At 36.2% G+C, this 25011-nt stretch carries 23 protein-coding genes; 8 read left to right on the top strand and 15 right to left on the bottom strand.

Annotated features, from left to right (window positions below):
- Nucleotides 1-9: 9 nt before the first annotated feature.
- The 3 genes from KFE94_13085 to KFE94_13075 all read left to right on the top strand — a co-directional run bounded on the left by KFE94_13085 (nt 10) and on the right by KFE94_13075 (nt 1856).
- A complete protein-coding gene (locus tag KFE94_13085; GenBank protein ID UTW65582.1) occupies nt 10-474 on the top strand; it encodes a hypothetical protein in 465 nt (154 codons plus the stop codon).
- 122 nt (nt 475-596) lie between these two features.
- Nucleotides 597-929: a hypothetical protein gene (locus KFE94_13080; protein ID UTW68277.1), complete on the top strand. Its 333-nt coding sequence runs from the start codon at nt 597-599 to the stop codon at nt 927-929.
- Between the two features lie 66 nt (nt 930-995).
- Nucleotides 996-1856, top strand: coding sequence for a phosphoribosylformylglycinamidine synthase (locus KFE94_13075; GenBank protein UTW65581.1), 861 nt, complete (start codon nt 996-998; stop codon nt 1854-1856).
- A 129-nt stretch (nt 1857-1985) separates the two neighbouring features.
- Here KFE94_13075 and KFE94_13070 read toward each other — a convergent pair whose 3' ends face one another.
- The 6 genes from KFE94_13070 to KFE94_13045 all read right to left on the bottom strand — a co-directional run bounded on the left by KFE94_13070 (nt 1986) and on the right by KFE94_13045 (nt 6929).
- Complete coding sequence (locus KFE94_13070) at nt 1986-2669, bottom strand: lycopene cyclase domain-containing protein (GenBank protein UTW65580.1); 684 nt, start codon at nt 2667-2669, stop codon at nt 1986-1988.
- Nucleotides 2669-3127, bottom strand: a complete 459-nt coding sequence (locus KFE94_13065) for a sterol desaturase family protein (protein ID UTW68276.1) — start codon at nt 3125-3127, stop codon at nt 2669-2671. The genes KFE94_13070 and KFE94_13065 overlap by 1 nt, the downstream gene beginning before the upstream one ends.
- On the bottom strand, nt 3127-3654 hold the full coding sequence (locus KFE94_13060; protein ID UTW65579.1) for a hypothetical protein: 528 nt from the start codon (nt 3652-3654) through the stop codon (nt 3127-3129). The genes KFE94_13065 and KFE94_13060 overlap by 1 nt, the downstream gene beginning before the upstream one ends.
- A complete protein-coding gene (locus KFE94_13055; protein ID UTW65578.1) occupies nt 3651-4490 on the bottom strand; it encodes a phytoene/squalene synthase family protein in 840 nt (279 codons plus the stop codon). The genes KFE94_13060 and KFE94_13055 overlap by 4 nt, the downstream gene beginning before the upstream one ends.
- A complete protein-coding gene (gene crtI / locus KFE94_13050; protein ID UTW65577.1) occupies nt 4487-5956 on the bottom strand; it encodes a phytoene desaturase in 1470 nt (489 codons plus the stop codon). Before crtI ends, KFE94_13055 begins: the two co-directional genes overlap by 4 nt.
- Nucleotides 5957-6035: 79 nt before the next feature.
- Nucleotides 6036-6929: a MerR family transcriptional regulator gene (locus tag KFE94_13045; protein ID UTW65576.1), complete on the bottom strand. Its 894-nt coding sequence runs from the start codon at nt 6927-6929 to the stop codon at nt 6036-6038.
- 75 nt (nt 6930-7004) lie between these two features.
- On the opposite strand from KFE94_13045, the gene KFE94_13040 reads away from it, so the two are divergent.
- Nucleotides 7005-9413, top strand: coding sequence for a TonB-dependent receptor (locus KFE94_13040; protein ID UTW65575.1), 2409 nt, complete (start codon nt 7005-7007; stop codon nt 9411-9413).
- A 27-nt stretch (nt 9414-9440) separates the two neighbouring features.
- On the opposite strand, the gene KFE94_13035 is transcribed toward KFE94_13040, so the two are convergent.
- From KFE94_13035 to KFE94_13000, 8 genes are all read right to left on the bottom strand, one after another.
- The gene (locus KFE94_13035; GenBank protein ID UTW65574.1) at nt 9441-10304 is read right to left on the bottom strand and encodes a class I SAM-dependent methyltransferase; all 864 of its coding nucleotides are present in this window, start codon (nt 10302-10304) and stop codon (nt 9441-9443) included.
- Between the two features lie 676 nt (nt 10305-10980).
- Nucleotides 10981-11745 (bottom strand): 5'-methylthioadenosine/adenosylhomocysteine nucleosidase, encoded by a 765-nt coding sequence (locus KFE94_13030; GenBank protein ID UTW65573.1) that lies wholly within the window; start codon nt 11743-11745, stop codon nt 10981-10983.
- Nucleotides 11746-11824: 79 nt separating this feature from the next.
- Complete coding sequence (locus KFE94_13025) at nt 11825-12799, bottom strand: NAD(P)-dependent alcohol dehydrogenase (protein ID UTW65572.1); 975 nt, start codon at nt 12797-12799, stop codon at nt 11825-11827.
- 9 nt (nt 12800-12808) lie between these two features.
- The gene (locus tag KFE94_13020; GenBank protein UTW65571.1) at nt 12809-13024 is read right to left on the bottom strand and encodes a hypothetical protein; all 216 of its coding nucleotides are present in this window, start codon (nt 13022-13024) and stop codon (nt 12809-12811) included.
- 13 nt (nt 13025-13037) lie between these two features.
- Nucleotides 13038-15443, bottom strand: a complete 2406-nt coding sequence (locus tag KFE94_13015; GenBank protein UTW65570.1) for a TonB-dependent receptor — start codon at nt 15441-15443, stop codon at nt 13038-13040.
- 128 nt (nt 15444-15571) lie between these two features.
- Nucleotides 15572-16270 (bottom strand): response regulator transcription factor, encoded by a 699-nt coding sequence (locus KFE94_13010; GenBank protein ID UTW65569.1) that lies wholly within the window; start codon nt 16268-16270, stop codon nt 15572-15574.
- A complete protein-coding gene (locus KFE94_13005) occupies nt 16263-17309 on the bottom strand; it encodes a histidine kinase (GenBank protein UTW65568.1) in 1047 nt (348 codons plus the stop codon). The genes KFE94_13010 and KFE94_13005 overlap by 8 nt, the downstream gene beginning before the upstream one ends.
- Nucleotides 17310-17447: 138 nt before the next feature.
- Nucleotides 17448-18155: a DNA alkylation repair protein gene (locus KFE94_13000; GenBank protein ID UTW65567.1), complete on the bottom strand. Its 708-nt coding sequence runs from the start codon at nt 18153-18155 to the stop codon at nt 17448-17450.
- 159 nt (nt 18156-18314) lie between these two features.
- Between KFE94_13000 and uvrA the strand changes: the two genes are divergently transcribed.
- Complete coding sequence (uvrA, locus tag KFE94_12995; GenBank protein UTW65566.1) at nt 18315-21167, top strand: excinuclease ABC subunit UvrA; 2853 nt, start codon at nt 18315-18317, stop codon at nt 21165-21167.
- 35 nt (nt 21168-21202) lie between these two features.
- Here the strand turns inward: uvrA and KFE94_12990 are convergent, their stop codons facing one another.
- Complete coding sequence (locus KFE94_12990) at nt 21203-22126, bottom strand: AraC family transcriptional regulator (GenBank protein UTW65565.1); 924 nt, start codon at nt 22124-22126, stop codon at nt 21203-21205.
- Nucleotides 22127-22275: 149 nt separating this feature from the next.
- On the opposite strand from KFE94_12990, the gene KFE94_12985 reads away from it, so the two are divergent.
- The 3 genes from KFE94_12985 to KFE94_12975 all read left to right on the top strand — a co-directional run bounded on the left by KFE94_12985 (nt 22276) and on the right by KFE94_12975 (nt 25005).
- Nucleotides 22276-22959 carry a YiiX family permuted papain-like enzyme gene (locus KFE94_12985; GenBank protein ID UTW65564.1) on the top strand — a complete coding sequence of 228 codons (684 nt, stop codon included), beginning with the start codon at nt 22276-22278 and terminating at the stop codon, nt 22957-22959.
- A gap of 144 nt (nt 22960-23103) precedes the next feature.
- Nucleotides 23104-23721: a hypothetical protein gene (locus tag KFE94_12980; protein ID UTW65563.1), complete on the top strand. Its 618-nt coding sequence runs from the start codon at nt 23104-23106 to the stop codon at nt 23719-23721.
- 93 nt (nt 23722-23814) lie between these two features.
- Nucleotides 23815-25005, top strand: a complete 1191-nt coding sequence (locus tag KFE94_12975) for a T9SS type A sorting domain-containing protein (GenBank protein ID UTW65562.1) — start codon at nt 23815-23817, stop codon at nt 25003-25005.
- Nucleotides 25006-25011: the final 6 nt, after the last annotated feature.

Here is a 25011-nt window from a genome sequence, read left to right as displayed (position 1 = left end):
TTTTAAACCATGAAATGGATATTCACTTTTCTATCAATCCTAGCGTTCCAGGCTTATGGACAAAAGCACATAGACGCCAAACATGTTAAATATGATTACTATAGCCGAATCATTTATTTATCTAAATACCCTAATTACCCCAGGGTAGAAACCATGGATGATTTTGAAGAATATTACCTAATTTCCTTACGGGTATTGATTCTTAATGACACCAATAATAATCCTGACAATAACATCTTATTAGTGGAAAAATTAGATTCATTTAATGGTAAGAAAGAGCCTGTCTTATGGGTTGGTGAGCTAGATTTTTCAACTCTGTTCCCAGATATCAAATCACACAAAATAAATTTCGTAAAATGGATAAACCCAAGGTCATTCGAAATTGAGATAAACAACAATCCATTTATTATCGAAATCTCTTATGAAGAACACCATATTTCTGGTAGACTAGGTTTTTCTTTAAAAGAAGAATGACCATAAAGATAAGAAGACGTACTTTAAAATATCCGGCTAAAAATTCTGACAAAAACACTTAACTTTGGGTGATGCTCAAGGTATTCCGAGATAAAATATTTGTACAATTCCTGTGGGGATTTATGGGGTTACACTTGCTAAACATCAGTATTGACGCGGCAGACCCGAATCCTCAACATATACCTGAAGACCTTTCGATCAATGATCAGGAAAGTATTCTGGAAGTGGTATTTGAGCAGCTTTTGGAGTTCGAAAACCTGTTTATCGAATTCGATGACAACGATAATGAAGACCTGAATAACATAAAAATTGTTAAACCTGACTTTTCATTATTCAAAGCGACCAGCAATTATTTATTCAAATTTTCATTCGCACAACAACACGTTTTCCCGGAATATCTCTTTTTTCTTGCACAACGTGTAATTCCTATCGACTCACCACCTCCGGAAAATTGATTTACCGCATATAGTTTTCTTAATCCATCCAAATGTGATGGTCGTTAAATTAATACAGTAAATCAAATGAATAACATAAAAATTATTGTTACCGGTGCGGTATTGGGCTTGTCATACCCATGCTTCGCACAAAATACGGATGTAGAAAAAGACAGTATCTATATTCATGAAATAGAAGATGCCAAAGAACCCGCAAAGGTTTTACATGCAGAACCTTTATATATTGATCTTATCAGAGATTTAGGCGCTCGAAAAGGTGAAAAAGAATGGAACATTGGCTTAGGACTCACGGATAATTTAAAATTCGATTCTTACGAAGCTTTAATTGAATATGAGTGGGCCCCAATTGACCGATTGGGATTTGAAGTAGAAGTACCATTTACGTTCTATTCTCCGAGTCAAAGTTTCGCTAACGATTCTATACCTTCAAATCAAATTAATAGTTTAAAACTGGCCACGCAGTGGTCTTTCTTTGTCAATGAGGATCTAGCGACTTCCATGGCCATTGGATATATCAATGAATTTGAAATCTCAGATTTTGATCATTTCTCCCCTCCTTCAATTACAGGAAATATTTACAATCCTTTCTTTGTTGTAGCTAAACGTTGGGGGAATAATTTTCATTCATTGGTCTATACTGGACCGATTATAGAACAACACTATAAGTCTCGAGATATCCATGTAGCGTACGATATCAATACGAGTTTTCACTACATGATCCCTGGAACACGTAACTTTATTGGTATTGAACTGAATAAAAGTATGGATCGTCAAAATTTCGATATGACCATCAGACCTCAAATGCGTCTGGAAATTACAGACAACCTGATGATTGGTATTGTTGCCGGAGTTCCTGTTTCTAAAGAAAATGAAAGGCTTAGTTCTTTTTTGCGATTGATTTGGGAACCTGAACCATCGCATAAATAATTTGAATGATGCACTTGTTGTTTTTTCACAACAAGTGCATCTTCATATTACACAAACAAAAAACATCATGTATACTTACCTCTTCCAAACCCTTATTGGAGTTTAGAAATACTTAAGATTGAGTCCACTCTAGCTCTTTCTCCAGCCCATCACCTCCACCAACAACAAATTCAACAAAATCATGGAGAATGCGTAAATAGTATCTTCTGCGGGGATCGTTCCCAGACGGATTCCAATAAACTCAGCTTCATTATACCACACCACTTCATCCGTAATTCCAGTACCTGTCAGGACTCCATTCACAATAAAGAAGGGAATTAAAATCACGAGGAATGTCAGATAATACGATTGTAATAGCGGTGCTGCCCATTTATAGGTCGCCCCTAAAATGATAAAAGCAAAAATGACATCAATGAGTGTATACCAATTATCATAGTATATAATAGCGAGCACCACAAACTCAACCAGGAGCACAACCGTAATCGCTTTTACGGCTTCCATTCCCAATTTAAGTCCGGGATTAAGTTTTGTCAACGTATAATGTGTGAAAATGCAGGCATAAGGAATCGCTATAAAAAACAACCATTCTTCGAGCGGTAAATTGATCAAATCAATACCTTGAAGATATTCCGGATTAAATCCCCAAAATCCATGATGCGTAAAAATCACATCCCAAATAATGTAAGGCACCATAGATATAAAAATGGCAGGAATCACAAACTTCCATTTCTTATGCAGCTGAATTCGATGATCAAAACTCGCTATTAAAGGAACGGAAATCGCCAGAATATTTATCCAGAGATACAGAGACATTACTTCGCGTACTTTTTATAATATTTAATCGGCACCCAAAGCATCCCAAAACACTCTCCATCGTGTTTACCCAAATGTTTATGGTGAACTTTGTGAGCTCTTCGGATCGCCAATAAATAAGGATTCTTCGTATTTCTCCAAATCTTTATTCTTTGGTGAATAAACAAATCATGAATGATAAAATACACCAGACCGTATAACGAAATTCCACTACCGATGGCCAATAAAACCACAGAGTCCCAATACTGCCACCCCAGAAAACTACCAATGGCCAGAACTGAGAAAAAAATGAAAAAAGTATCATTCATTTCAAATACAGAATGGTGACTGGATTTGGTGTGGTGGTCTTCATGCAAGTTCCAAAACATGCCATGCATGATGTACTTATGCATCCACCAGGCCACACCTTCCATTGCTATAAATGTGATGAATAATGTTATTGCAAAAATCATCTCTATTAAATTTTTATGTCATTCATTCTTTCCAAAATATCGAACAAATCTCGAAACTCCAGGTCGTCTTTTTTTCCTTCCAAAATAGTCTCAATCATAAATGCTTTATGATCTGGAGTTAATCCCGCGGTATTCACCTGCGCAATAAAGAATTTTAAGTCCTGTTCAATCTCATTATTGTAGTTCAAAAAATCAGGTGTATTCAATTGTAAAATCAATCTTAAAAATACATTATCTATCGATTTATCTTTCGCAATTAATGCTTCCAATTGATCCCGACCTTCATTGAAGTATTTCATTTTAGAATACGGATTGAAAGCATATTTTGCCATGGTAGCATGCGCTACCGCCTTATATGCTTCAATGATATTGATTTCTGTTGCTGAAGCTCCCTCGATTTCCGTTTCCAGTATTCTTTCAAAGTCAGATTCCGAAGAAGCATTTTGAAACAGGGTTCTGAAATGCGCCACATCATTCCCGGCAAAACTCCATGTAGAAATAATGATCAGAAATATAGACAGGATTATTCTCACAGTAAGTTCAACTTATGGTTTACGAATGATTTGGCCAGTAAAGCCATTTTTGTTGGATTACTCACACGAATTCTACTCATTTTGATTTCTTCCACATCCGCCTGAATTAGTTTCTTCAAGAGTTTCTTATAGTAGATATAAGCTGTATATACTCCAAACCTGGCTTCCAATGGCAGCTTTTTGATTCCGATATACGCTTGCTCAAAATCATCTTTGATTTCTTCAATAATCAACTTTTTCGTATCTACCCCAAATGGTTTGTTATACAAATGTGGAAAGTAAGTACGGTCAAGAACATCAGAATCCTCTTTAAAATCACGTAAGAAATTCACTTTTTGGAAAGCACTTCCCAATTTCATCGCTGCACCTTTCAACTCTTCATATTTCTCAGCATCTCCACTTACAAAAACTTTTAAGCACATCAATCCTACCACATCTGCCGAACCGTAGATATACTCTTGATAACCTTCGAAACTCGTATATGTATTTTTATGTAAATCTGCACGCATACTTTTCAAAAACGCATCAATCAGATCATAATCAATATGGTAACGGTGAACCACTTCCTGAAATGAATTCAGCACAGGATTCAAACTAATTTTTCGCTCAAGCGAAAGTTTTAGATTGGCTTCAAACTCATCCAGCAATTCTTCCTTATCATAGGCGTGAAAAGAGTCTACAATTTCATCTGCCACACGGACAAATCCATAGATGGCATAAATCGCATCCTGAATTTTCGGAGACAACATTTTTACGGCCAAAGAGAATGATGTGCTATACTTCTTGGTGATCTCTTTGCTACACTCATACGAGACTTCGTCAAATAAAGTTTTCATGATTTCTGGCTTTTATTGATTAATTCTGAAACAATTTTTCCGGATATGAGTGCAGGCGGCACTCCAGGACCGGGAACAGTGAGTTGCCCGGTATAATATAGATTCGGAACTTTTTTACTTTTTAGTTTGGGTCTTAAGAAGGCTGTTTGAAATAAAGTATTGGCCATACCATAAGCATTGCCTTTAAATGAATTGTAATCTTCTTTGAAGTCTTTTACACAATATGATTTTTTGAATAACACATGTGGTTTCAAATCTTGCTCAGTTAATTGAGTCATACGATCTATTATAATGTTAAAGTATTTCTCTCTTAACTCTGGAGTATCTTCCAAATCCGGAGCCAATGGAATCAAAAATGTTGCAGCTTCCTGACCTTCCGGGGCTACAATAGCATCCGTTTTTGAAGAGAAACTGGCATAGAACAATGGCTCTTTAGGCCACATGGGTTCATCATAAATGTCCTGTGCATGCGTATCAAATGGCACATCAAAAAACAATGTATGATGTAACACATTAGACAGCGGCTGATCAAAACCCACATAAAACAATAATGCAGATGGTGCCATCACTCTCTTGTCCCAGTACTTATCTGAATACGACCTTAAGTCTGGTTCTAATAATGTTTCCGTAAATTGATAATCGGCACCGGATAGTACTAAATCGGCTGGGATATCAAATTTATCGACACTCACTCCGTAAACTTGATTGTCATCGTCTAATAAAAGACCTTCTACTTGAGAATTCGTGTGGAATCTCACGCCCAATTCCTCAGCCAATTGTACCATCCCATCTACCACAGATTTCATTCCGCCTTTAGGGTACCAGGTACCCAGACCAAAATCTGCATAGTTCATAAAGTTGTAAAATAATGGGGTATCAGATGGTTTCGCACCCAGAAACAAGACCGGGAATTCTAAAATTTGTCGGAGTTTCGGATTTTTAAATTCCGCATAAACTGCGTTTCGTATAGTTCTTATAAACTGTGGTAATTCTAATACTGTTTCCGGGGTTACCAATTCCAAAGGGCTTAATCCCGGTTGATATACCAGTTTTTTTATGGCAATGTCATAATTCGATCTGGACTTATCTATAAAGTTTGCTAATTTTTGACCTGCTCCTTTTTCAATGCGCTCAAATACATTAATGATATCGGGTAAATTATCCGGAATATCTATAAAGTCATTCTGTCCAAAAAATACGCGGTAGGCAGGTGACAGTTTTTCAATAGTGTAGTAGTCGCTGGTCTTTTTGCCAAAATCCGCAAAAAAACGATCAAACACATCTGGCATCCAATACCAGGTCGGCCCCATATCAAAAAGGAATCCATCTTTCTGATATTGTTGCGCGCGTCCACCTAATTGAGAATTCTTTTCATGTACATGTACCTCGTAACCTTGATTGGCCAGGTAGCATGCTGCTGAAATGGATGAAAATCCGGCTCCTATGATAACAATCTTTGTTCGCATAACGCAACAAAGATATTTATTTTGTTTAATCTTTTTGAAAAATCATTAAACAAAATGTAAAAATCACTCGAAACCCCAGTTAAACCAGGGCGACCACATCATCAATTTTTTCAAATACCTTCACAGATTTATGCAATAATTGAGAATCCAGGTCTCGGGTATTCCTTCCCAAAATCCACAATTCTTCATTATTCTTATCCAAAACTTCCGTTCCAATATGATTCACATACTCTGCTACTTTTTCTTTTTCAGGGTATATGGTAAAGTAACTCACATAAACAATATTGCTAAACATATTACGCAGTTCTATAAGGTTATCCACGGGAACACTTGCGCCCAAATAAATAGAACGGTATCCTTTTAAAAGCAACTCAAAATGCGTGTATAACAATCCGAGTTCATGGATTTCATTTAGAGGTAAGAACAAAACAAATGTCTTGTCCTTTTGAGATACATTCCCCTGAACTCTTTCTATGTTTATCAGGATTTTTTGTTGAATCAATGTAGATATAAAATGCTCATGTGCAGGGGTTATCGTATCCGTCATCCACAATACACCTATCTCTTCTAATAGATCAACAAATATCTTTTTGAAAATTTCCCGGAACGAAAAATCCGCTAACAACTTATTGTAGGTACTATCAAATAATTCCTGATCAAAGTTCAGCATAGACATTTTGAACTCATTCAAATAGAATCTATGATTTCCTTTGTTTAACAGCTCTTCCCTAACTGTAGCGAAAAGTTGCTCATCTCCTAATTTGGATAACTTAGAGATCTTGTATCCCCGCTCTACCAACATAGCCACATTAAGCAATCGTTGAAGATTATGCCCATCATAACTACGGATATTGGTATCTGTACGCTGCGGTTCTAGTAAATCGTAGCGCTTTTCCCATATTCTAATGGTATGCGCTTTTACCCCACTTAAATTCTCTAGATCCTTGATCGAAAAATCTGTTTTAACACTCACTTATGATTTTTGTTTAAAGATTTTAAAACAATATTAAACAAATAAAATTACTTTTGCATTACAAAATTAAATGAAATGAAACTTCGATTTTATTTTTACACTATCTGTTTACTAATAATCTCCGGTTCAACTTATGCACAAACCGGAGTAATTAAAGGCCGAATTTTCAATAGTATTAATAATGAGCCTATTCCATTTGCCAATGTCATTATTGACAGCACGCAAATTGGAGCCACCTCTGATATTGATGGGAACTATAGAATAGAGAATTTAAAACCCGGTATTTACTCAGTAGTATGTAGTACAATCGGTTTTAAAAAAGCCGTATTTTACGAAATTCAGGTTTCCACAGCCAAACCCACCATTCTAAATATTCCTTTAACCGAAACCTCATCAGAATTAAAAGAATTTGAGATTACAGCAAATCCATTCGTTAAAAAAGAGGAAAGCCCAATTAGTATGCGCACCATTAATTCTGCTGAGATTTACCGCAATCCGGGTGGGAACAGAGATATCTCTAAAGTGATTCAAATCTTACCAGGTGTGGCTTCTTCAACTTCTTTTAGAAATGATATTATTGTACGCGGTGGGGCCCCAAGCGAGAATAGATTCTTTCTTGATGGAATTGAAGTTCCCAATATCAACCACTTTGCCACGCAAGGTTCTTCCGGTGGTCCTGTGGGGATGTTAAATGTGAACTTTATTCAGGAAGTCGATTTCTATGCGGGTGCATTTCCTACCAATAGAGGAAATGCATTGAGTTCGGTAATGGACTTCAAACAGATTGAAGGAAATGATGAAAAGCTTACCGGAACATTTTTATTAGGCTCTAGTGATCTTGGGTTGACATTAAATGGCCCAATGGGTAAGAAATCTTCCTTTATCTTTTCTGCACGTAGATCATATCTTCAGTTTTTATTCAAAGCATTAAAACTTCCTTTCTTACCGACTTATAACGATTTTCAATACAAACACACTTTTAAAATCAATTCTAAAAACACACTTAACATTATTGGTTTAGCGGCTATTGATGATTTTGAACTGAATCAAAGCGTAAATGATGGCGAAACTGATCGGGAGGTGATTGAGAGAAATGAATACATTCTCAATAATCTTCCGGTGAATACCCAATGGAACTATACTATTGGAGCCAACTGGAAACACTTTTCGAAACACAGTTATCAGACTTTTGTGGTGAGTAGAAATGAACTTTTTAATGAGTCTTACAAATACAAAAACAATATTGAAAATCCGGACAATCTGATTCTGAACTACAAATCAAAAGAAACGGAAAACAAAGTTCGAGTTGAAAACACCTACCGCAAAAAAGGTTGGAAGTGGAACATTGGTGGAGGCTTCCAAAATGTATCTTATTACAACTCTACCTACAATAAAACGGTAATTAATGGAGCCGTACAACTTATTGATTTCGAATCTGATTTAACGTTTAACAAATTCGCTTTATTCACTCAGGTCAGCAAAGCAGTTTTTGAAAACCGATTGTCTTTATCCGTTGGGTTAAGAACAGATTTCAATGATTATTCATCCAGCATGAGCAATCCATTGGATCAATTGTCTCCTCGATTTTCCGCGTCTTATGTGATTACTCCAAAGGTGAATTTCAATTTCAATACAGGTAGATATTATCAATTACCGGCTTACACCGTTTTAGGGTATCGAGATCAAAACGATAATCTGGTCAATAAAGACAATAATGTAAAGTACATTAAATCAGACCACATCGTTGCTGGATTCGAATACTTTCCAAACAACTCTACCAAAGTGACCATTGAAGGTTTCCATAAATGGTATAGTGATTATCCATTCTCATTGAATGATAGTATTTCATTGGCCAATCTGGGTAGCGATTTTGGTGTGGTTGGAAATGAGCCTGTAGCATCTATCTCCCAGGGGAAGGCGTATGGTGTTGAGTTTTTTGTACAACAAAAACTGACCTCAAGTATCTATGGATTGATTTCTTATACATTCGTTCGTAGTGAATTTGAGGATAAAAATGGAGTATATATTCCTTCTTCATGGGACAACCGCCACATCTTAAACCTAACGGCAGGTAAAAAATTCAAAAAAGACTGGGAACTTGGTGTTAAATTCAGACTTCTGGGTGGCGCACCATATACACCATATGATATTGCGACCTCTTCTCTAAAAGCCAATTGGGATGTAACCAATCAGGGGATTCCGGATTACGATCGTTTAAATACGGAGCGTTTACCGTTATCTCACGGTTTAGATGTACGTCTGGACAAAAAGTGGTATTTCAAAAAGTGGTCTTTAAATGCATATCTGGACATCCAAAACATCTATAACTTCCAGGCAGAAAGTCAGCCATACCTGGATGTATATAGAGATGCCAATGGGAATCCAATTGAAAACCCAATAAATCCAAATGCATATTTAACCAGAGAGATTCAAAATACCTCCGGAACAGTTTTACCTTCTATTGGATTGATGATTGATTTCTAAACCCGCACCATTCTCCACAAACTAAGATCAAAGCTTTTCAAGTATTAGAATGTCTTGCGGAAACAAATCCTGCCCTCCGGTAGTGGAACCATTTATGCGTTTTTTAATTTCAAACTTTCCATGAATCAGTCTTCGGATACCATCATAGGTGATGCCTATTGCGGTTTCCGGCACTTTTTTATCACTTGTATACCAATGGTCAGAAAGCTTATACCTGAAACTGAACAAATCCAAAAGAAAAGGCATCATCCTGGTTTTATATCGCGGTTGATTTGTTTCATCATTTAAAATATGAAACGTCAAAATCGCAATCCCTTCTTTTTTCAGAACGTTATGTATTTTATTGATATACCCCATGGCATCTTCTTCTCTTAAATGCGTGAATACCGAAATAGCAGTTACAATATCTATTTCTTTATCCTCAATCGGCCAATCCAGTCCATAGGTCGTTTCAATGTTATTTTTATTGTATCTCAGATTAAAGTCTTTGGATAAATGGAAAATGTAATTTCCATTTTTAGCATATACTTTATTTCCATAATCAATGACTTCATCAATAATGTCCACACCAACGTATTTACCCCCATTATTTATTAAAGATGAGGCAGGAAAAGCCATTTTTCCGTAACCACACCCAAAATCCAAAATCCGATTAGCGCTTTTCTTTTTGGAATACGCTTTAAGTAACGCAGCAAAATAACCGCTTTGATAGACCCACCCGGTATAGCTATCCCCTCCAACTCCACCGAAAATTTTATGAGGCACATTTCTAAACACCGGCCAAAAATCCGGCCAGCTCAGTTTCATATCTAAATTCTTCCAAACGTAAGTAAGTGGAACATGGATGATAATTATCGCTCCTTTCATTGTTTTTAAAATCGCTCTTTTCATACAGGTATATTTATTCAGGTTTATATTTCATTTAGCAAACAATCAAACAGATACAAACAATTCATTGCTCAATCAACGGCATATTAACCACACATAGCATTCCTATTAAAAACACCTTATTCTTTTGCGAATAGAGGTATTCTTTCAATTACAATTGCATGAAGCGCTCATCAGTAGATGTGTACTTTATTGGCAATAAAATCCCATGTGTCCAGATTATTTTTCTCTGGTCATTACCTACAAATCCTTTAATTAAAGGATTCAAAAACTAAATTTTCAGAATCAATCTATTTCCGAATATTTTCCCCTCTAGCATTCGGTCAATAGAGCAGGAAAACAATAGATCAACTTAAACGAACCTCACTTTATTCATCACCTATCTTTTTATGGATATCGAATTCAAGAATTACCTATCAAAAAGATTATTTGTAATGATTTTTATAACGTTTTAGTCAGATACAGATTAAAGTATTTTTGAATATGACAAATCAGCTATTATAGTATCGTAAGCATTTCGAATTGAATTAAATATTGATTACATATAATACGAGAATATTAAAAAGAGTTGCCTTTTTGATTTCTCTAATCACTTCATTTATTCTCATTCAAAATAAAACATCCGGGATCAGACCTTAACAAAACGAAAGCGTACAGGGAAGATCACCCTATTTGCATCTTATTGATAACTCGAACAATAAGACTTAATAATTTCTACTGAATATTTGCTTGCCACAGATTTGATAAATGCGGGAAAACCAATAGGAGCCTTTTCATCCGCTACATCGGAAATGGTTCGAATAATTATGAAAGGGATCGCATACTCATAACATACCTGAGCCACCGCTGCACCTTCCATCTCCACACATTGGATACTGGGAATTTGAGACAATAGATTCTTTTTTTGATGATTACAGGAAAAAAATTGATCTCCACTTGCAATATCTCCAACTACCAATTTTGGTGCGGTAATCTCAAATTCTTCTAAATCTTTATCGTCAATCACTGAATGCAACTTTTTATCTTCCAACAGGTTTTTCACCGCATCTTCAGCCACTTTTAATTGCACTGATCCGGCCTCAAAAAACATTTGGTCCAATAAAGGTATCTCATATTGTGGCATCAATGGTCGGGCATCCATATCGTGTTGAATCAACCTTTTTCCAATAACGATATCTCCAATGTTTAAATCACTTTGCAAGGCTCCTGCCACACCCGTAAAAATCAGTTCGGTAATTTTAAATTCATGAATCAATGTAGATACCGTTGTGGACGCAGCTACTTTTCCCCATCTGGAAAATACCACCACCATTTCAATATCATTATAGCTTCCTTTGTAGTAAGTTCTTTTTCCAAACTCAAATTCTACCGTATTCTCTAATAATTCAACTACACCATTAATTTCTTCGGGCATCGCACCCATTATTCCAACTACTCTATTCATTTAATTCAATTCCTGTTATTACATCTCCCGGAAGACGAAATTATATAAAATAACTCCTGCACATTCATATCTACAAGGTCTATTCACTTACTTTAATCACCACTTTTCCTCTGGCATGTCCCTGAATCATATAATTCATAGCTTCCTTCATTTGCCCTAAAGCATAATATCGATCGATAACCGAAACGACTTTACCCTGTTCCATTAGTTTTGCCAGATATTCTAAATCTTTGGTATTGATTTTCATATCCAACATCTGGTAATGTCGCTTACTTCCCCGATTTAACCAAAGAGACTGAAACATAAATCGAAACAAGAGTTTTAAGGAGGTAAACCCAATGAGAATATAACGTCCTTTCATATTCAATACTTTCCTATTCTCTTCCACAATTCTATTCCCAACGTTATCAATGATTACATGATAGAACTCCCCAGTATTTGTATAATCTTCGTTATTGTAATTGATCACTCGATCTGCCCCAATGGAACGTACCATGTTTACGTTCTTCTGACTGCAAACAGCTGTTACCTCAGCTCCCAATACCTTTAAAAGTTGTACGGTATAAGTACCTACCCCTCCGGATGATCCATTTACTAAAACCTTATGTCCTTGTGATACTTTTCCGGCCCGAATTCCTTGCAATGCCGTAAGTGCTGCGATAGGCACTGCTGCTGCCTCTTCAAAAGAAACATTCGATGGCTTTAACGCAATATGATTCACATGAACCGCAATATATTCTGCAAATGCACCTAACCCCGTTCTGCTCCCATTGGCTCCAAAAACCTCATCACCAGGGTTAAACCTGATCACATTCTTACCCACGGCTACAATAACTCCTGAAAAATCCGCTCCCAACACTTTGTTTTTGGGTTTAAACAATCCAGTTACAGGTCTGGCTGGAAGAACTCCTTTGAGAATATGACGATCTAATGGATTCACGGATGTTGCTTTTATTTTGATCAAAACCTCATCATCTCCACATTTGGGTTTGGGTATTTCCTGAATGTAAAATTCATCCGGTGTTCCATAATTATCGTTTACTACTGCTTTCATCACTCTTTTTTAATCGGTTAGAATTTCACATTGATACCCTACTCTCCTGGTTAAATGAATAATCATATTCTCCGGCACCTCATTTTCTGTTTCTATTCTCATCACATGATCCTCATCTTCTAGGTCAACAGTAAACCTGGATTTAAAGTGTTTATCGATCACTCGCTTTACTTTTTCAACACTTCGATATGACATGATATTGGTTTTAAAAACAAGTACTTTCATACATCCGGATCATTTAAAAATAAATACGATACATCAAATTAGGAAACGTACCGAACTGCGATACATATCCAATATTATTCGGCTGGCTTTCATCATAATACTCAGAAAGCTTAGCTTGTGCATTGGTAATGTTATCCAGGTTTAAAAAGATTTCGTGGGTTGTTTTCTCTCTATTAAACTTATAACTCGCTGATATCGTTACAGAGTAGACATCCTCCAAATCATTATTGTACGCTTTTTTGTAATCCCAGTATTGATTATTATCCGGGTCTACCGCTAAATTTCCCTGATCATCACGTAACAGTGGTATAATTTTACGACCACCTCCAAAGTATACTTTGGCATTTAGAGATAGAATTTGATTTTTCTTCTTACCCAGATGATCAAACTGCTTTCCAGCTAAAAAATTCATCAAATAATTGCTATTGTATGTAGTATTTCTCTCTACTCCTTCCAGTGATTGATACTTCGAATTGAAAAATGATCCTGTTATCAGAAAGTAATAATTGTTATTGAAGAAACGCTCCAATGTCAATTCAACACCATAATTTTTACCGGTTCCTTCGTTCACTAAATCCATAAAACCAAACTCCAACCCTTCATTAATGGTAGCGTAATAACTAGTGTCATTGTTCTCTACTGGTAAATCATACAAATGTTGGTAATACACCTCTACCTTGGCTCTTAAAGAAGGTGTAATTCTCCTTTCAAATCCTACCACAAAATGATGTGCTTTTAGCAACCCTAAATCTTTATTGGGTTCTATAATGGAACCATCAGGTTGTTGCACCTTGGCAAAATAATGATGCAAACTTTCCATCGTACTGTGTAATCCATACCCTGCCGTAAGGGTGTTTTTAGTATTTAGTTTTATACTTCCGGCCAATCTTGGTTCAATGGTACTTTTCTGATTATACAGTACATTCATATTTTGAATCCCACCAACTAATGTGATGTTTTCATTCAATCGGTGCTTCCAACTGATGAAATTATTCATATTACTGATGTTCTCATGAAAATCAACCAACGTTACACGACCTGAAGTTGAATCCAGCACCATAGATTGATTATTAGAATAATCCGCTAAAGTGAATCTGGTTCCTATTTGAATCTTGTTTTTAGCATTCAATTTATTGCTGTAGGTCACCGCTCCGCGATAAGTTGCAGCTTCAATTTTTGATCTATAGCCATAATCGCTGCTGATAATAGAATCGTTGGCCCATCTATTCTCTGTCACGTCATCTTTCACTCCATTTGAAGCATACGCCAGTGTAGTTTTAAGATAACTATTCTTACTCAAGGGTAACGTGTGATTCAATCCTAAATTCATTAGATATGAATCTTTACTGAAGTCTTCTGTAATCTCTTCACGTGAACCGTTCTCTCCCGGTAAATCCCAAATATTTTGCTTAACATCATCTAGTGATAAATTACTCAATCCCCCTAATCCAAACACAGAAAACGTTCCTGCTTTTTTGGTAGGCAACACCATTTTAAAAGTGGCATCCTGAAACCTTGGCGTTCCGTTAATATCTACCAAACCTAAGTCGTTAATTAATGAAACTGTAGAATATCTGTAGTTGACTAAAAAAGAACCTCCATATCCTTTCTTCAAAGGGCCTTCCATAGTCAAATCCGTACCAAGTAACCCCAAGCCAAAAATGGATTCGAATTTTTCATTATTTCCTGATCGCAACTTCACATCATATACTCCGGATAAAACATCACCATACTCCGGGGAAAATGCTCCGGTATAAAAATCAGATGTGGCCAATAAATTATTGTTTAAAGCACTAATTCCACCTCCCACAGAGTTTTGATCTGCAAAGTGATTCGGGTTAGTAATTTGAATTCCTTCCAAACGCCATTGTACGTATTTAGGAGAATTTCCTCTTACGATAATATCATTCCCTCCATCCTGTGAATTCCCAACTCCAGCAAAATTGGCCAGAATTCTTGATGGATCATTAAAACTTCCTGCATACCGCTCAGTCTCTTCAATAGATACAGAACGCCCACTGGTAATTACCATATCGTTTAAAGCTTCTCCTTTGTTGTCATTTGCCCGAACCACGAACTCGTTCATTTTAACCACCGCCTCTTGCATATTGATATTCAGTATCACTTCTTTACCTGAATTCACCACAATATTGGGGACTCTCATAGATTCATAACCTACATAAGAAAACTCCAAAGTAATTCTGCCCAAGGGCACATTTTCTAATCTAAATTTTCCATCCACATCGGTCACCGTTCCAACCAAAGGATTTGAATCTACCAGTCGTACCTGAGCTCCGATTAAGGGTAATCTGCTATCTATATCCAGAACGGTTCCTCTAACCGTTTGCGTCAGTTTTTGGCCTTGTCCTAATGTGGTCAAACCATACATTAATACCAGAATTGCAATTAACTTTTTCATGTTTATGTTTAAATAGGTTTTTAATACTTAAACAAATGTCTATGAAGCGGTTTAGCCTTACAATTTTGATATGCAAACCCGATAAATGTGTCTGCCAAACGCTCATTTCGTTCGGCAAACCATTTTAGCTATTGAGGCTGATTATTGATCATTTGAAAAAATGATTCTCTATAGGTGTCTGAGATAGGAATAATTTGATCCGCAATGCGAATACGACTACGTTCGATAGAGTCTATTTTACTTGGAGCTACCATATACGATTTATGTACTCTACACACCAGGTTAGATGGAATAATCCGTTCTAATTCTTTGAAATTCTGAAGGGTCATAATACGTTTATTCACGGTATGAATTCTACGATAATCGCGCATTCCTTCAATGTAAATCACATCATCTAAAGTGACTTTTTCTAATCTGTTTTCGGTCTTTACAAAAATGAAATCAAGTGTGGGGTTTGATGATATAATCGAAATGTTTTCCTGCGCTTTATTTACCGCCTGAAGAAAACGGTCAAATGTGAAAGGTTTCAATAAATAGTCTGTAACATTGAGTTCATACCCTTTTAAGGCATATTCAGGATAGGCTGTTGTAATGATTACCTGGCTATCAATCTTTGAACTCTCCAATAATTCTATTCCCGAAAGTTCATCCATATTCAAATCCAAAAACAACAGATCTACTCGGTTCTTTTTCAAATACGACAGTCCACTCAAAGCGTTATCAAAGGATGCACTTAATTTCAAGAAAGGAATCTTCTCCACAAAGTCTTTTGTACGCTCCAAAGCCAATGGCTCATCTTCAATTATGATGCAAGAATATTTATCCATGGTGAATGATTAATCGTACCTGATATATTTCGTTTTCATTGATAATTTCCAAAGTATGTTGATCGGGATAGATTAGATTCAGTCTTTTTTGAATCAGTTCATTTCCCAAACCATTGCTATCTTTTTTCAATTTTCTGGTCGAATCATATTTGTTCACGCAAATCAACTCTACCGCATTCTCAGATATATGAATTTCAACGTTAATGGCATCATCAATCTTCTTATTTGTGGTGTGCTTAAACGCATTTTCAATAAAAGGGATAAAAACCATTGGGGCAATGGTTTTACCTTCTGGACTACCGGTCACCTGATAACGAATATAATTCGAATTAGATGTTCTAATTTTCTGTAATTCAATATACTTCTCAATATAAACGATCTCTTTTGATAAAGGAACATTATCCGTTTTAGTTTCAAACAACATAAAACGCATGATATCCGAAAGTCGGTTTAAATATGCAGATGCATCTTCGGCATTTTTAACGATAAGTACATCAATATTATTAATGGTATTGAATAGGAAATGTGGATCCAACTGCGCTTTTACCAATGACAATTCCATCTCATGATTCTTTTGTCTCAATTGCTCTGTCAATTTCAGTTGATCATACCAGGTCATAAACCCTCGAATAACGATGGCCACAACCCCATTGATCAATGCGATAAACGAAATAAATGCTACCGCCCCCCAAAATGTTTCCCATGTACCATCAGCCGCACATTGAAAACCAATCTCGGTCATTGAAAATATCACATTCCCAATCAGCGAAGACACAAATGCAGTTAGAATCCCTAGTATTACAGCTTGCCAGATTTTGTTTTTCTGAAGATATCTGGGAAATACTACAAAGTAGTAGGAATAAAATGATAATGCCGATGGAAAATACACAAAGAAAACTATGGTCAAAAAAGCATTAATAAACTTGGCTTCCTGAATTTCTTGTCTACTACCATATATCACTCCAATAATAACGATTCCCAGCACCAAATAGCTAAACCAAAATCCAGCATGTAATAAAGCTTTAACCGACTTTTTCATAATTCCATTTCAAGAAAACACATCCAAAAATGTGTCTTTTTACCAGGGAATAAAAATCTATTATGCCAAACGGCAATATTTGTCTGCAAAATCAAATTCCGGGTCAAAATATTGTGTTTCACTCTGCATCAAGTGTACTTAACACCTGGCAGTCTTACGTTTCTTTCCTACACGTCCTTTATCCTCCACTTTTTTGATATAATCTGTAGCCAATGGAACTTTACAAGCGGTTCCCCCCATCTCTACTGCTACCTTACCGATTTTAGCCGCAATTTCTTTTGATTTTGCGGTCAACTCAGTGATATAAGAACCAATGGCAATGACAAAACCATTCATAGTGTATCGCACTCTATTTTGTGCTTGGTGCACTTCATTACCTACGCGCTCCAATAGTTCCATATACTGATCAATATCTAAATTCTCATCTGCATTAACACCTGCATAATATGCCAATACTGACCAGCCCGCAGCAGCTTTTCTTTCTTCTTTTGAATCAATCCATTCCAGTCCCAATTCGAATCCAAAATCGGTTTCAGCAGCTACCCAGGCCACTGCATATTCACTTAAGTAATACCAATACGCTTCATCGATCCACCGCTCTAAATCTATCTTGGTGATTTGCTTTTCATCTGCCATCAAGCCCGCTAAATACATCGCATCTGAATTCCCGGTGGCATACAACTCCAAAGACAACTCATGATTCTTTTTAGTCTTTTTCAGAATCTTCTTTAAATCGGCCACTTTCACCCCGTAAAATGGTTCCTGTGCGCCATGTTTCATTAAAGTATTCTTGGTATTTTCATCTCCGAAATCCTGGAGTTGTTGCATGATTTCTTGTACGGTCATAACTCAGTTCTTTTAGCATATCAAATGTAAATTTTTAAGACTCATGATATTTCCAACATTTTAAAATATTTGCTAAATATTTTACCAAATCGTACAGCTTCAAGCGCTAAACCGATCTATTACTCCTTATTCTTTCATTACATTTGGCATTCGAAAATTATGGGCGCTAAAACCGAACAAAACAGCATATCTGAATCGCATCAAATTGAAGTATTTGGAGCGCGATCTCACAACTTAAAAAATATTGACATCACCATTCCCTCTCACCAGTTGGTGGTGATTACCGGATTAAGCGGTAGTGGAAAATCTTCGCTGGCTTTTGACACTATTTATGCCGAAGGTCAAAGACGATATATTGAGAGTTTTTCTGCATATGCACGTGCTTTTTTAGGTAATATGGAACGTCCGGATGTGGATAAGATTACAGGTTTAAGCCCGGTAATTTCAATCGAACAAAAAACGGTAAGTAAGAGCCCACGTTCTACAGTAGGTACGATTACTGAGATCTACGATTTCTTACGACTTCTATATGCGCGTGCCGGAGATGCCTATTCGTACAAAACCGGAGAGAAAATGGTCAAGTTTTCTTCGGATCAAATCTTAGAGTTGATTTTTGAAAAATACGAAGGTCAGGGATTAATGCTTCTGGCTCCTGTCGTTAAAGGACGTAAAGGACATTATCGTGAACTTTTCGAAAACATTCAGAAAAAAGGATATGTCAGAGTTCGTGTGGATGGCGAGATTTTAAACATCACCAAAGGCATGAAACTGGACCGTTATAAAATCCATGATATCGAGATTGTGATTGATCGTGTGAAAGTTTCCAAAGATGCACGCGCACGAATTTCAGAATCCATGAAAACCGCGATGAAACAAGGTGGTGGTACATTTATGATTGTGGATCAAAATGGTGAAAACCCAAGACATTTCAGTAGTAAATTGATGTGTCCCACTTCAGGAATCGCCTATGACGATCCTGCACCAAATATGTTTTCATTCAACTCACCATATGGGGCTTGTCCAAGTTGTAATGGTTTAGGACTGGTTTCTGAAATTGATATTGACAAGATCATCCCTGACAATAAACTATCGATCAAAAAAGGTGGTTTGGCTCCTTTGGGAAAATATCAAAACAACTGGATTTTCAAACAAATTGAAAACATTGGTAAAAAGTTCAACTTCAAACTGACCACTCCTATTAAAGATATTAGTGAAGAAGCCATTGATACTATTTTGCATGGTACAAAAGGCTCATTTACGATAGAAAACAAGACGCTTGGTATTCGTGATTCTGAAGAAATGAGTTTCGAAGGAATCATCAATTGGATTTCCTCACAATACAGCGAGAATCCAACCAAAGCTTTTGCGCGATGGGCAGAGAGTTTTATGAATAAAACCAATTGTTCTTCATGTGATGGCACGCGATTAAAGAAAGAATCATTGTATTTCAGAATAGCTGATAAAAATATCGCGGAACTTTCTGAAATGGATATCAATGAACTTTCAGATTGGTTTACGAATATTGAAGACAGATTATCTGAACGCCAAAATACGATTGCCAAGGATATCTTAAAAGAAATCCGAGCCAGATTGGGTTTCTTATTAGATGTAGGTTTAGATTATTTGAGTCTGAACAGGGGCTCTAAAACCCTGTCCGGTGGTGAAGCACAGCGGATTCGTTTGGCCACACAAATTGGATCTAAACTGGTTGATGTTCTCTACATTCTGGACGAGCCAAGTATTGGGTTACATCAACGTGATAATCAACGCTTGATTAATGCGCTCAAGGACCTGCGTGATATTGGAAATAGTATTCTGGTTGTGGAGCACGATAAGGATATGATGGAACAAGCGGATCACGTAATTGATATTGGTCCGGGTGCTGGGGTTCATGGTGGAGAAATTGTAGCACAAGGACATTGGAAAGATTTATTAAAAGCACATACTCCCACTACAGATTATTTATCTGGTGTCAAGCAAATTGAAATTCCAAAGAAACGTAGAAAAGGAAATGGCGATTTTCTAAAATTATCCGGAGCTACCGGACATAATCTTAAAAACGTTAAAGCCAAGTTTCCATTAGGTACATTGATTTGCGTAACGGGCGTTTCCGGAAGTGGAAAATCTACATTGATTAACGAAACACTTTATCCGGCTTTAAATCAGCATATTTATAAATCAAATAAAAAACCGCTTCCATTTAAGAAGATCGAAGGGCTGGAACATATTGATAAAGTCATCGATATTGATCAAAGTCCAATTGGACGAACCCCAAGGTCAAACCCAGCTACATATACCGGTGTATTTACAGACATTCGTCAATTGTTTGCCAATATCCCCGAAGCGAAAATCAGAGGTTATAAACCGGGGCGTTTTTCATTTAATGTTAAAGGCGGCAGATGTGAAACTTGTCAGGGTGGCGGTGTACGTACCATCGAGATGAACTTCTTACCTGATGTTTACGTGGAATGTGAGGAATGTCAGGGTAAACGTTACAATAGAGAGACTTTAGAGGTACGTTACAAAGGAAAGTCTATTTCTGATGTACTGAATTTAACCATTGCCGATGCAGTGGTGTTCTTTGAGCATATTCCATCTATCGTTCAAAAAATTAAAACGATGTTGGATGTGGGACTGGGTTATATCACGTTAGGTCAGGCTTCCACTACACTATCCGGTGGTGAAGCCCAAAGGGTAAAGCTGGCTTCGGAATTATCGAAACGGAATACCGGCAAAACGTTCTACATCTTAGATGAGCCGACTACAGGCCTACATTTTGAAGATATTCGCATTTTATTAGAGGTGCTTCAGACTTTGGTAGAAAAAGGAAATACTGTTTTGATTATTGAACACAATCTGGATATCATAAAGGTGGCGGATTATGTCATTGACATAGGTCCGGAAGGCGGAAAAGGTGGGGGTCAGGTAGTTTTTGAAGGAACTCCTGAAAAACTCGCACAGCACAAAACTTCACATACAGGAAAGTTTTTAAAACTAGAATTAGAATCATAAGAAAAGGCTCCTTACGGAGCCTTTCTCATTTACAGTTAATTCAGTTCAATGGGCATACAAATTTCCACGTCAAATCGATCATTGTGATGATCTTCTTTACTGCTATAGTAAATTTCAAATGGAGCTGCATCACAATTGTGATACCCATTCTCCACCATCCATAAACTCATACTCTCCCAGGCATTGCTAAAGTCTTTTGAAGTTATCTGGAATCTTCCAGTCGCATATTTACCTCCTGGGATTTCAGCCAATCGGATATCTGAATTGGTCTCTACCTCATCTGAAACCGTTACACATGCACTCCATTCTACCACCTCAATATCGGTAAGTTTAGGATTGTCGTGATACCAGGTTAGCCTCAATTCATCGGTGATATCCATTTGGGTTCTGGCCCAGCCCATTAATTTTTCAAAAGTCCCTCCCAATTGAGTATAGGGTCCACTTTTACGAATACACGCTACCTTTCTTTTCGGCAACTCTTTTACCTGCACATCTGCGTTCATTTTTAACCAGTTTTTTAAGTTATTAATGACACAAATGTATTTTTCACTATTGGGGTCATCTTGACCATTCTTGCGATCCACTATACAAATCTTGCTCATTTCGATTTGGTTCAAAGAAAGGAACTCAGAAGGGCTCATTTTAAACCTTTTTTTGAACGCCCGGGTAAATGATGACGGATTTTCAAATCCGTATTGTGTCCCGATTTCAGCAATAGTTTCTGAAGTTCTTCTTAGCAAATGTAGTGCTGATCTTTCTATCCTTTTTCGCATTACATACGCGCCTAAAGACTCCTTGTAAATAGCTGAGAATAAACGATGAAAATGAAAAGGTGAAAAGTTTGCGATCTCTGCCAGAACTTCCAATCTCAAGTCAGAGTGAATATTGTTTTCAATGTAAACAACCACCTTATAAATGCGATTTTTATAATCTATTCGAACGCGTTCAGTTGTATTCATACATCCAAGATGAAACTTTTTTCAGTAAAAAACAACAAGCGATTTTAAAGCCTCTTATACTCACCATATTTTCATATGTTTTTAAATGTTAAACAAAACACTTAAAACCATTCACTTCGCGTTAATTTCTCCATGTAACTCCTCCAATTATGCTTCAACTACGAAAATTTCTACTGAGAACCATTCTCATTACCGGGTTTATTTATCTGGTCTTAATTGGGTATGATTTTATCCTTGGGCAACAGACTCATGCCGTACCTATTCATCATTCATTAAATATAAAGCATCATAGCATCCAAAATGGGGACCTCATTTTTCAAACATCCAATTCGAGTCAAAGTAAAGCTATTCAGCTGGCCACACACTCTAAATACAGTCATATGGGAATTATTTTTGAAAACAATGATCGTTATTATGTCTATGAAGCTATACAACCCGTGACTTATACTCCATTAGATAAATGGATTGAGCGAGGGCAAGATGATCATTATGTGATCAAAAGGCTTCGTAATTCTGAAAGTCTCATTACCCCAAAATCGGTAGCACATATGAAAATCATAGGCGAACAGTATAAAGGTTCTGATTACGATATTTATTTTGAATGGTCAGATGAGCGTATGTACTGCTCTGAGCTGGTTTGGAAAATTTATAAAGAGGCTTTCAATATAGAAATCGGACAACTTCAAAAACTATCCGAATTTGATTTATCTCACACTTTGGTAAAACAAAAAATGCATGAGCGCTACGGAACTAATATTCCATTAAATGAAAAAGTTATTTCACCTGCGGCCATGTTTAATTCGGATAAACTTATTACCATTGAAGAGAGATGAACTTCTAAAAACTTATTTATTCAAAACATAAACCCAATAATCTTTTATAAATGACTTTGTATCTTAATATAATCCATAAATTTATAGGTCAATTATTTAAGTTTTAAGATGAGTACTCTGCGGTTTAACAATCAAGAAATCATAATGATCAAAAACGCTCTGGATTTTAGAAAAAAATTCACTGCTGATTTCCCAAAGCATGATCAACAATTAAACAATATATATCAAAAAATTGAAGCGCCATTAATAGAACTAAAGCCTTTGGAGAAATCTATATTGACAGGTTGTATTAAAGCTTTTTTGATTAATCCTAATCAAGATTTAATAACCAAAAGTGATTATGATATTTTTCAAGAGAGGAAAACTCTTAAATCAAATTACCTAAAAATAGATATTGGAAATGACATTCTTAAAAAGCTAGGAAAAAAGACACCTTATCGCACTACTTTTCAATGGCTTTTCAATAAATTTAATGAAATTGAATCGGCTAAAAATGTGTATTACACAATAGCAAATAATGGTAATATTCTTAAAGTTGGAATCTCTTTGCATAACAACCTTGCATTATATAGCGAACTTGAAGAAGTCCACACTTTGGAAAAATTCTGTTTTGGCAAATTAAGTTCTAGACCATTTACAAACAAAGGAACTCCTTCGGAAGTAATTCATCTACTTGATCTATATAGTAACAAAAGTGCTTTGAGCAAAGGACAGTTAAAACTTAAAACTATTCTAAAAGAATCCAAAAACTACAAATCTTGATTTGATTAATAAACCAAATTTTCATTCTAAAAACATAAACCCAATAATTCTTCGTTAAAGACATGAATTGTCTAAAACCGAATTATACTCCTCATGAAAAAACTGTGCGTACTACTATGCATCTACCTATTTCATTTTATTGCTAACGCTCAAACCAAGACCATTTATGCTTTTGATCTGGTAAATGGCACTACGGATTCTATTACAAGCATTGCTTTTGATACGAGCATTGTAAGTGACACCACACGCTATTTTACAGGTACATTTAATTCGAATATTGAAAACTTAAACCAAAACCTACCCGTAACCAATGTATATCCCAATACCAACTTTGCCTTTAAAAGACAGGCTTCATTAGATTATGATCTAAACAAATACCCAATTCGAACGAGCGTTAAGATTTTTAATATCCATAACGATACTGTTGGTGGACTTTGTTCCGGAAGTTTAATCAGTCGTAAACATGTACTTACTGCAGCTCACTGTGTATCTAGAGTCAACACCAACATTTTATTTGTAGATTCATTAATGGTTGCACCTGTATATGATAATGGCACTTTTAACTCCAACTTTAACTCCAGTTATGTAAACAAAATATTTGTCTTTAAAGACTGGAGAATTTCGGGTGAAGACCTGGCTATATTGGAACTAAATCAGAATATTGGAGCATCAACCGGTTGGCTAAGTATTGGTTTTAATAAGGTGGATTCTGTATTATCCAATGGTACTTTTTATAAATTTTCATATCCGGGTACTACCTTACTGCATATTGACTCAAATCACTATAATGGTGATAGTCTATATTACAATTATGGTAAAATCGACATTGTAGATTCTCTATTTATAGGAATTAATGGTACAAGCGGAATCCCTGGTGAGAGTGGCAGTTCGCTTATAAAGATTGTAAATAACCAAACCTATACTACATACGGAGCACTTACATATGCCAATGGACTCCGACATAGTAAGATTAATAATCGTGAATTTTATGTTTTCCAACATATTATAGCCAATGACCTGACTACGGTTCCTCCTGTCATTCCTGAAAATGGTGACTATGTCATCTATCCTAATCCCACGGTAAATTCATTTAAAATTAGATCCGCGAATCGACAATCTTCAATGGATGTATTACTATATGATCAGGTGGGAAAACTTATCAAATCACAAACTGCTATCGGTGTAGATCAGGATATTGATATTTCCCAACTTAGCAATGGGGTGTATTTTATAAAAATCATTTCTGAAGGTCAAAGCACCACTAAAAAAATTATCAAAAATTAATTTCTA

It is taken from the genome of bacterium SCSIO 12643, from assembly GCA_024398135.1.
Lineage (GTDB): Bacteria > Bacteroidota > Bacteroidia > Flavobacteriales_G > Salibacteraceae > CAJXZP01.
The sequence above is the reverse complement of the archived record's forward strand: the minus strand, read 5'-3'. Positions and strand labels throughout refer to the sequence as shown.

Bases quoted from the DNA above. Each gene is read 5' to 3' on its own strand.
- KFE94_13085 (UTW65582.1), top strand. From the start codon at position 10: ATGAAATGGATATTCACTTTTCTATCAATCCTAGCGTTCCAGGCTTAT.
- KFE94_13080 (UTW68277.1), top strand. From the start codon at position 597: ATGGGGTTACACTTGCTAAACATCAGTATTGACGCGGCAGACCCGAAT.
- KFE94_13075 (UTW65581.1), top strand. From the start codon at position 996: ATGAATAACATAAAAATTATTGTTACCGGTGCGGTATTGGGCTTGTCA.
- KFE94_13070 (UTW65580.1), bottom strand. From the start codon at position 2,669: ATGTCTCTGTATCTCTGGATAAATATTCTGGCGATTTCCGTTCCTTTA.
- KFE94_13055 (UTW65578.1), bottom strand. From the start codon at position 4,490: ATGAAAACTTTATTTGACGAAGTCTCGTATGAGTGTAGCAAAGAGATC.
- crtI (UTW65577.1), bottom strand. From the start codon at position 5,956: ATGCGAACAAAGATTGTTATCATAGGAGCCGGATTTTCATCCATTTCA.
- KFE94_13040 (UTW65575.1), top strand. From the start codon at position 7,005: ATGAAACTTCGATTTTATTTTTACACTATCTGTTTACTAATAATCTCC.
- KFE94_13035 (UTW65574.1), bottom strand. From the start codon at position 10,304: ATGAAAAGAGCGATTTTAAAAACAATGAAAGGAGCGATAATTATCATC.
- KFE94_13030 (UTW65573.1), bottom strand. From the start codon at position 11,745: ATGAATAGAGTAGTTGGAATAATGGGTGCGATGCCCGAAGAAATTAAT.
- KFE94_13025 (UTW65572.1), bottom strand. From the start codon at position 12,799: ATGAAAGCAGTAGTAAACGATAATTATGGAACACCGGATGAATTTTAC.
- KFE94_13020 (UTW65571.1), bottom strand. From the start codon at position 13,024: ATGAAAGTACTTGTTTTTAAAACCAATATCATGTCATATCGAAGTGTT.
- KFE94_13015 (UTW65570.1), bottom strand. From the start codon at position 15,443: ATGAAAAAGTTAATTGCAATTCTGGTATTAATGTATGGTTTGACCACA.
- KFE94_13010 (UTW65569.1), bottom strand. From the start codon at position 16,270: ATGGATAAATATTCTTGCATCATAATTGAAGATGAGCCATTGGCTTTG.
- KFE94_13005 (UTW65568.1), bottom strand. From the start codon at position 17,309: ATGAAAAAGTCGGTTAAAGCTTTATTACATGCTGGATTTTGGTTTAGC.
- KFE94_13000 (UTW65567.1), bottom strand. From the start codon at position 18,155: ATGACCGTACAAGAAATCATGCAACAACTCCAGGATTTCGGAGATGAA.
- uvrA (UTW65566.1), top strand. From the start codon at position 18,315: ATGGGCGCTAAAACCGAACAAAACAGCATATCTGAATCGCATCAAATT.
- KFE94_12990 (UTW65565.1), bottom strand. From the start codon at position 22,126: ATGAATACAACTGAACGCGTTCGAATAGATTATAAAAATCGCATTTAT.
- KFE94_12985 (UTW65564.1), top strand. From the start codon at position 22,276: ATGCTTCAACTACGAAAATTTCTACTGAGAACCATTCTCATTACCGGG.
- KFE94_12980 (UTW65563.1), top strand. From the start codon at position 23,104: ATGATCAAAAACGCTCTGGATTTTAGAAAAAAATTCACTGCTGATTTC.
- KFE94_12975 (UTW65562.1), top strand. From the start codon at position 23,815: ATGAAAAAACTGTGCGTACTACTATGCATCTACCTATTTCATTTTATT.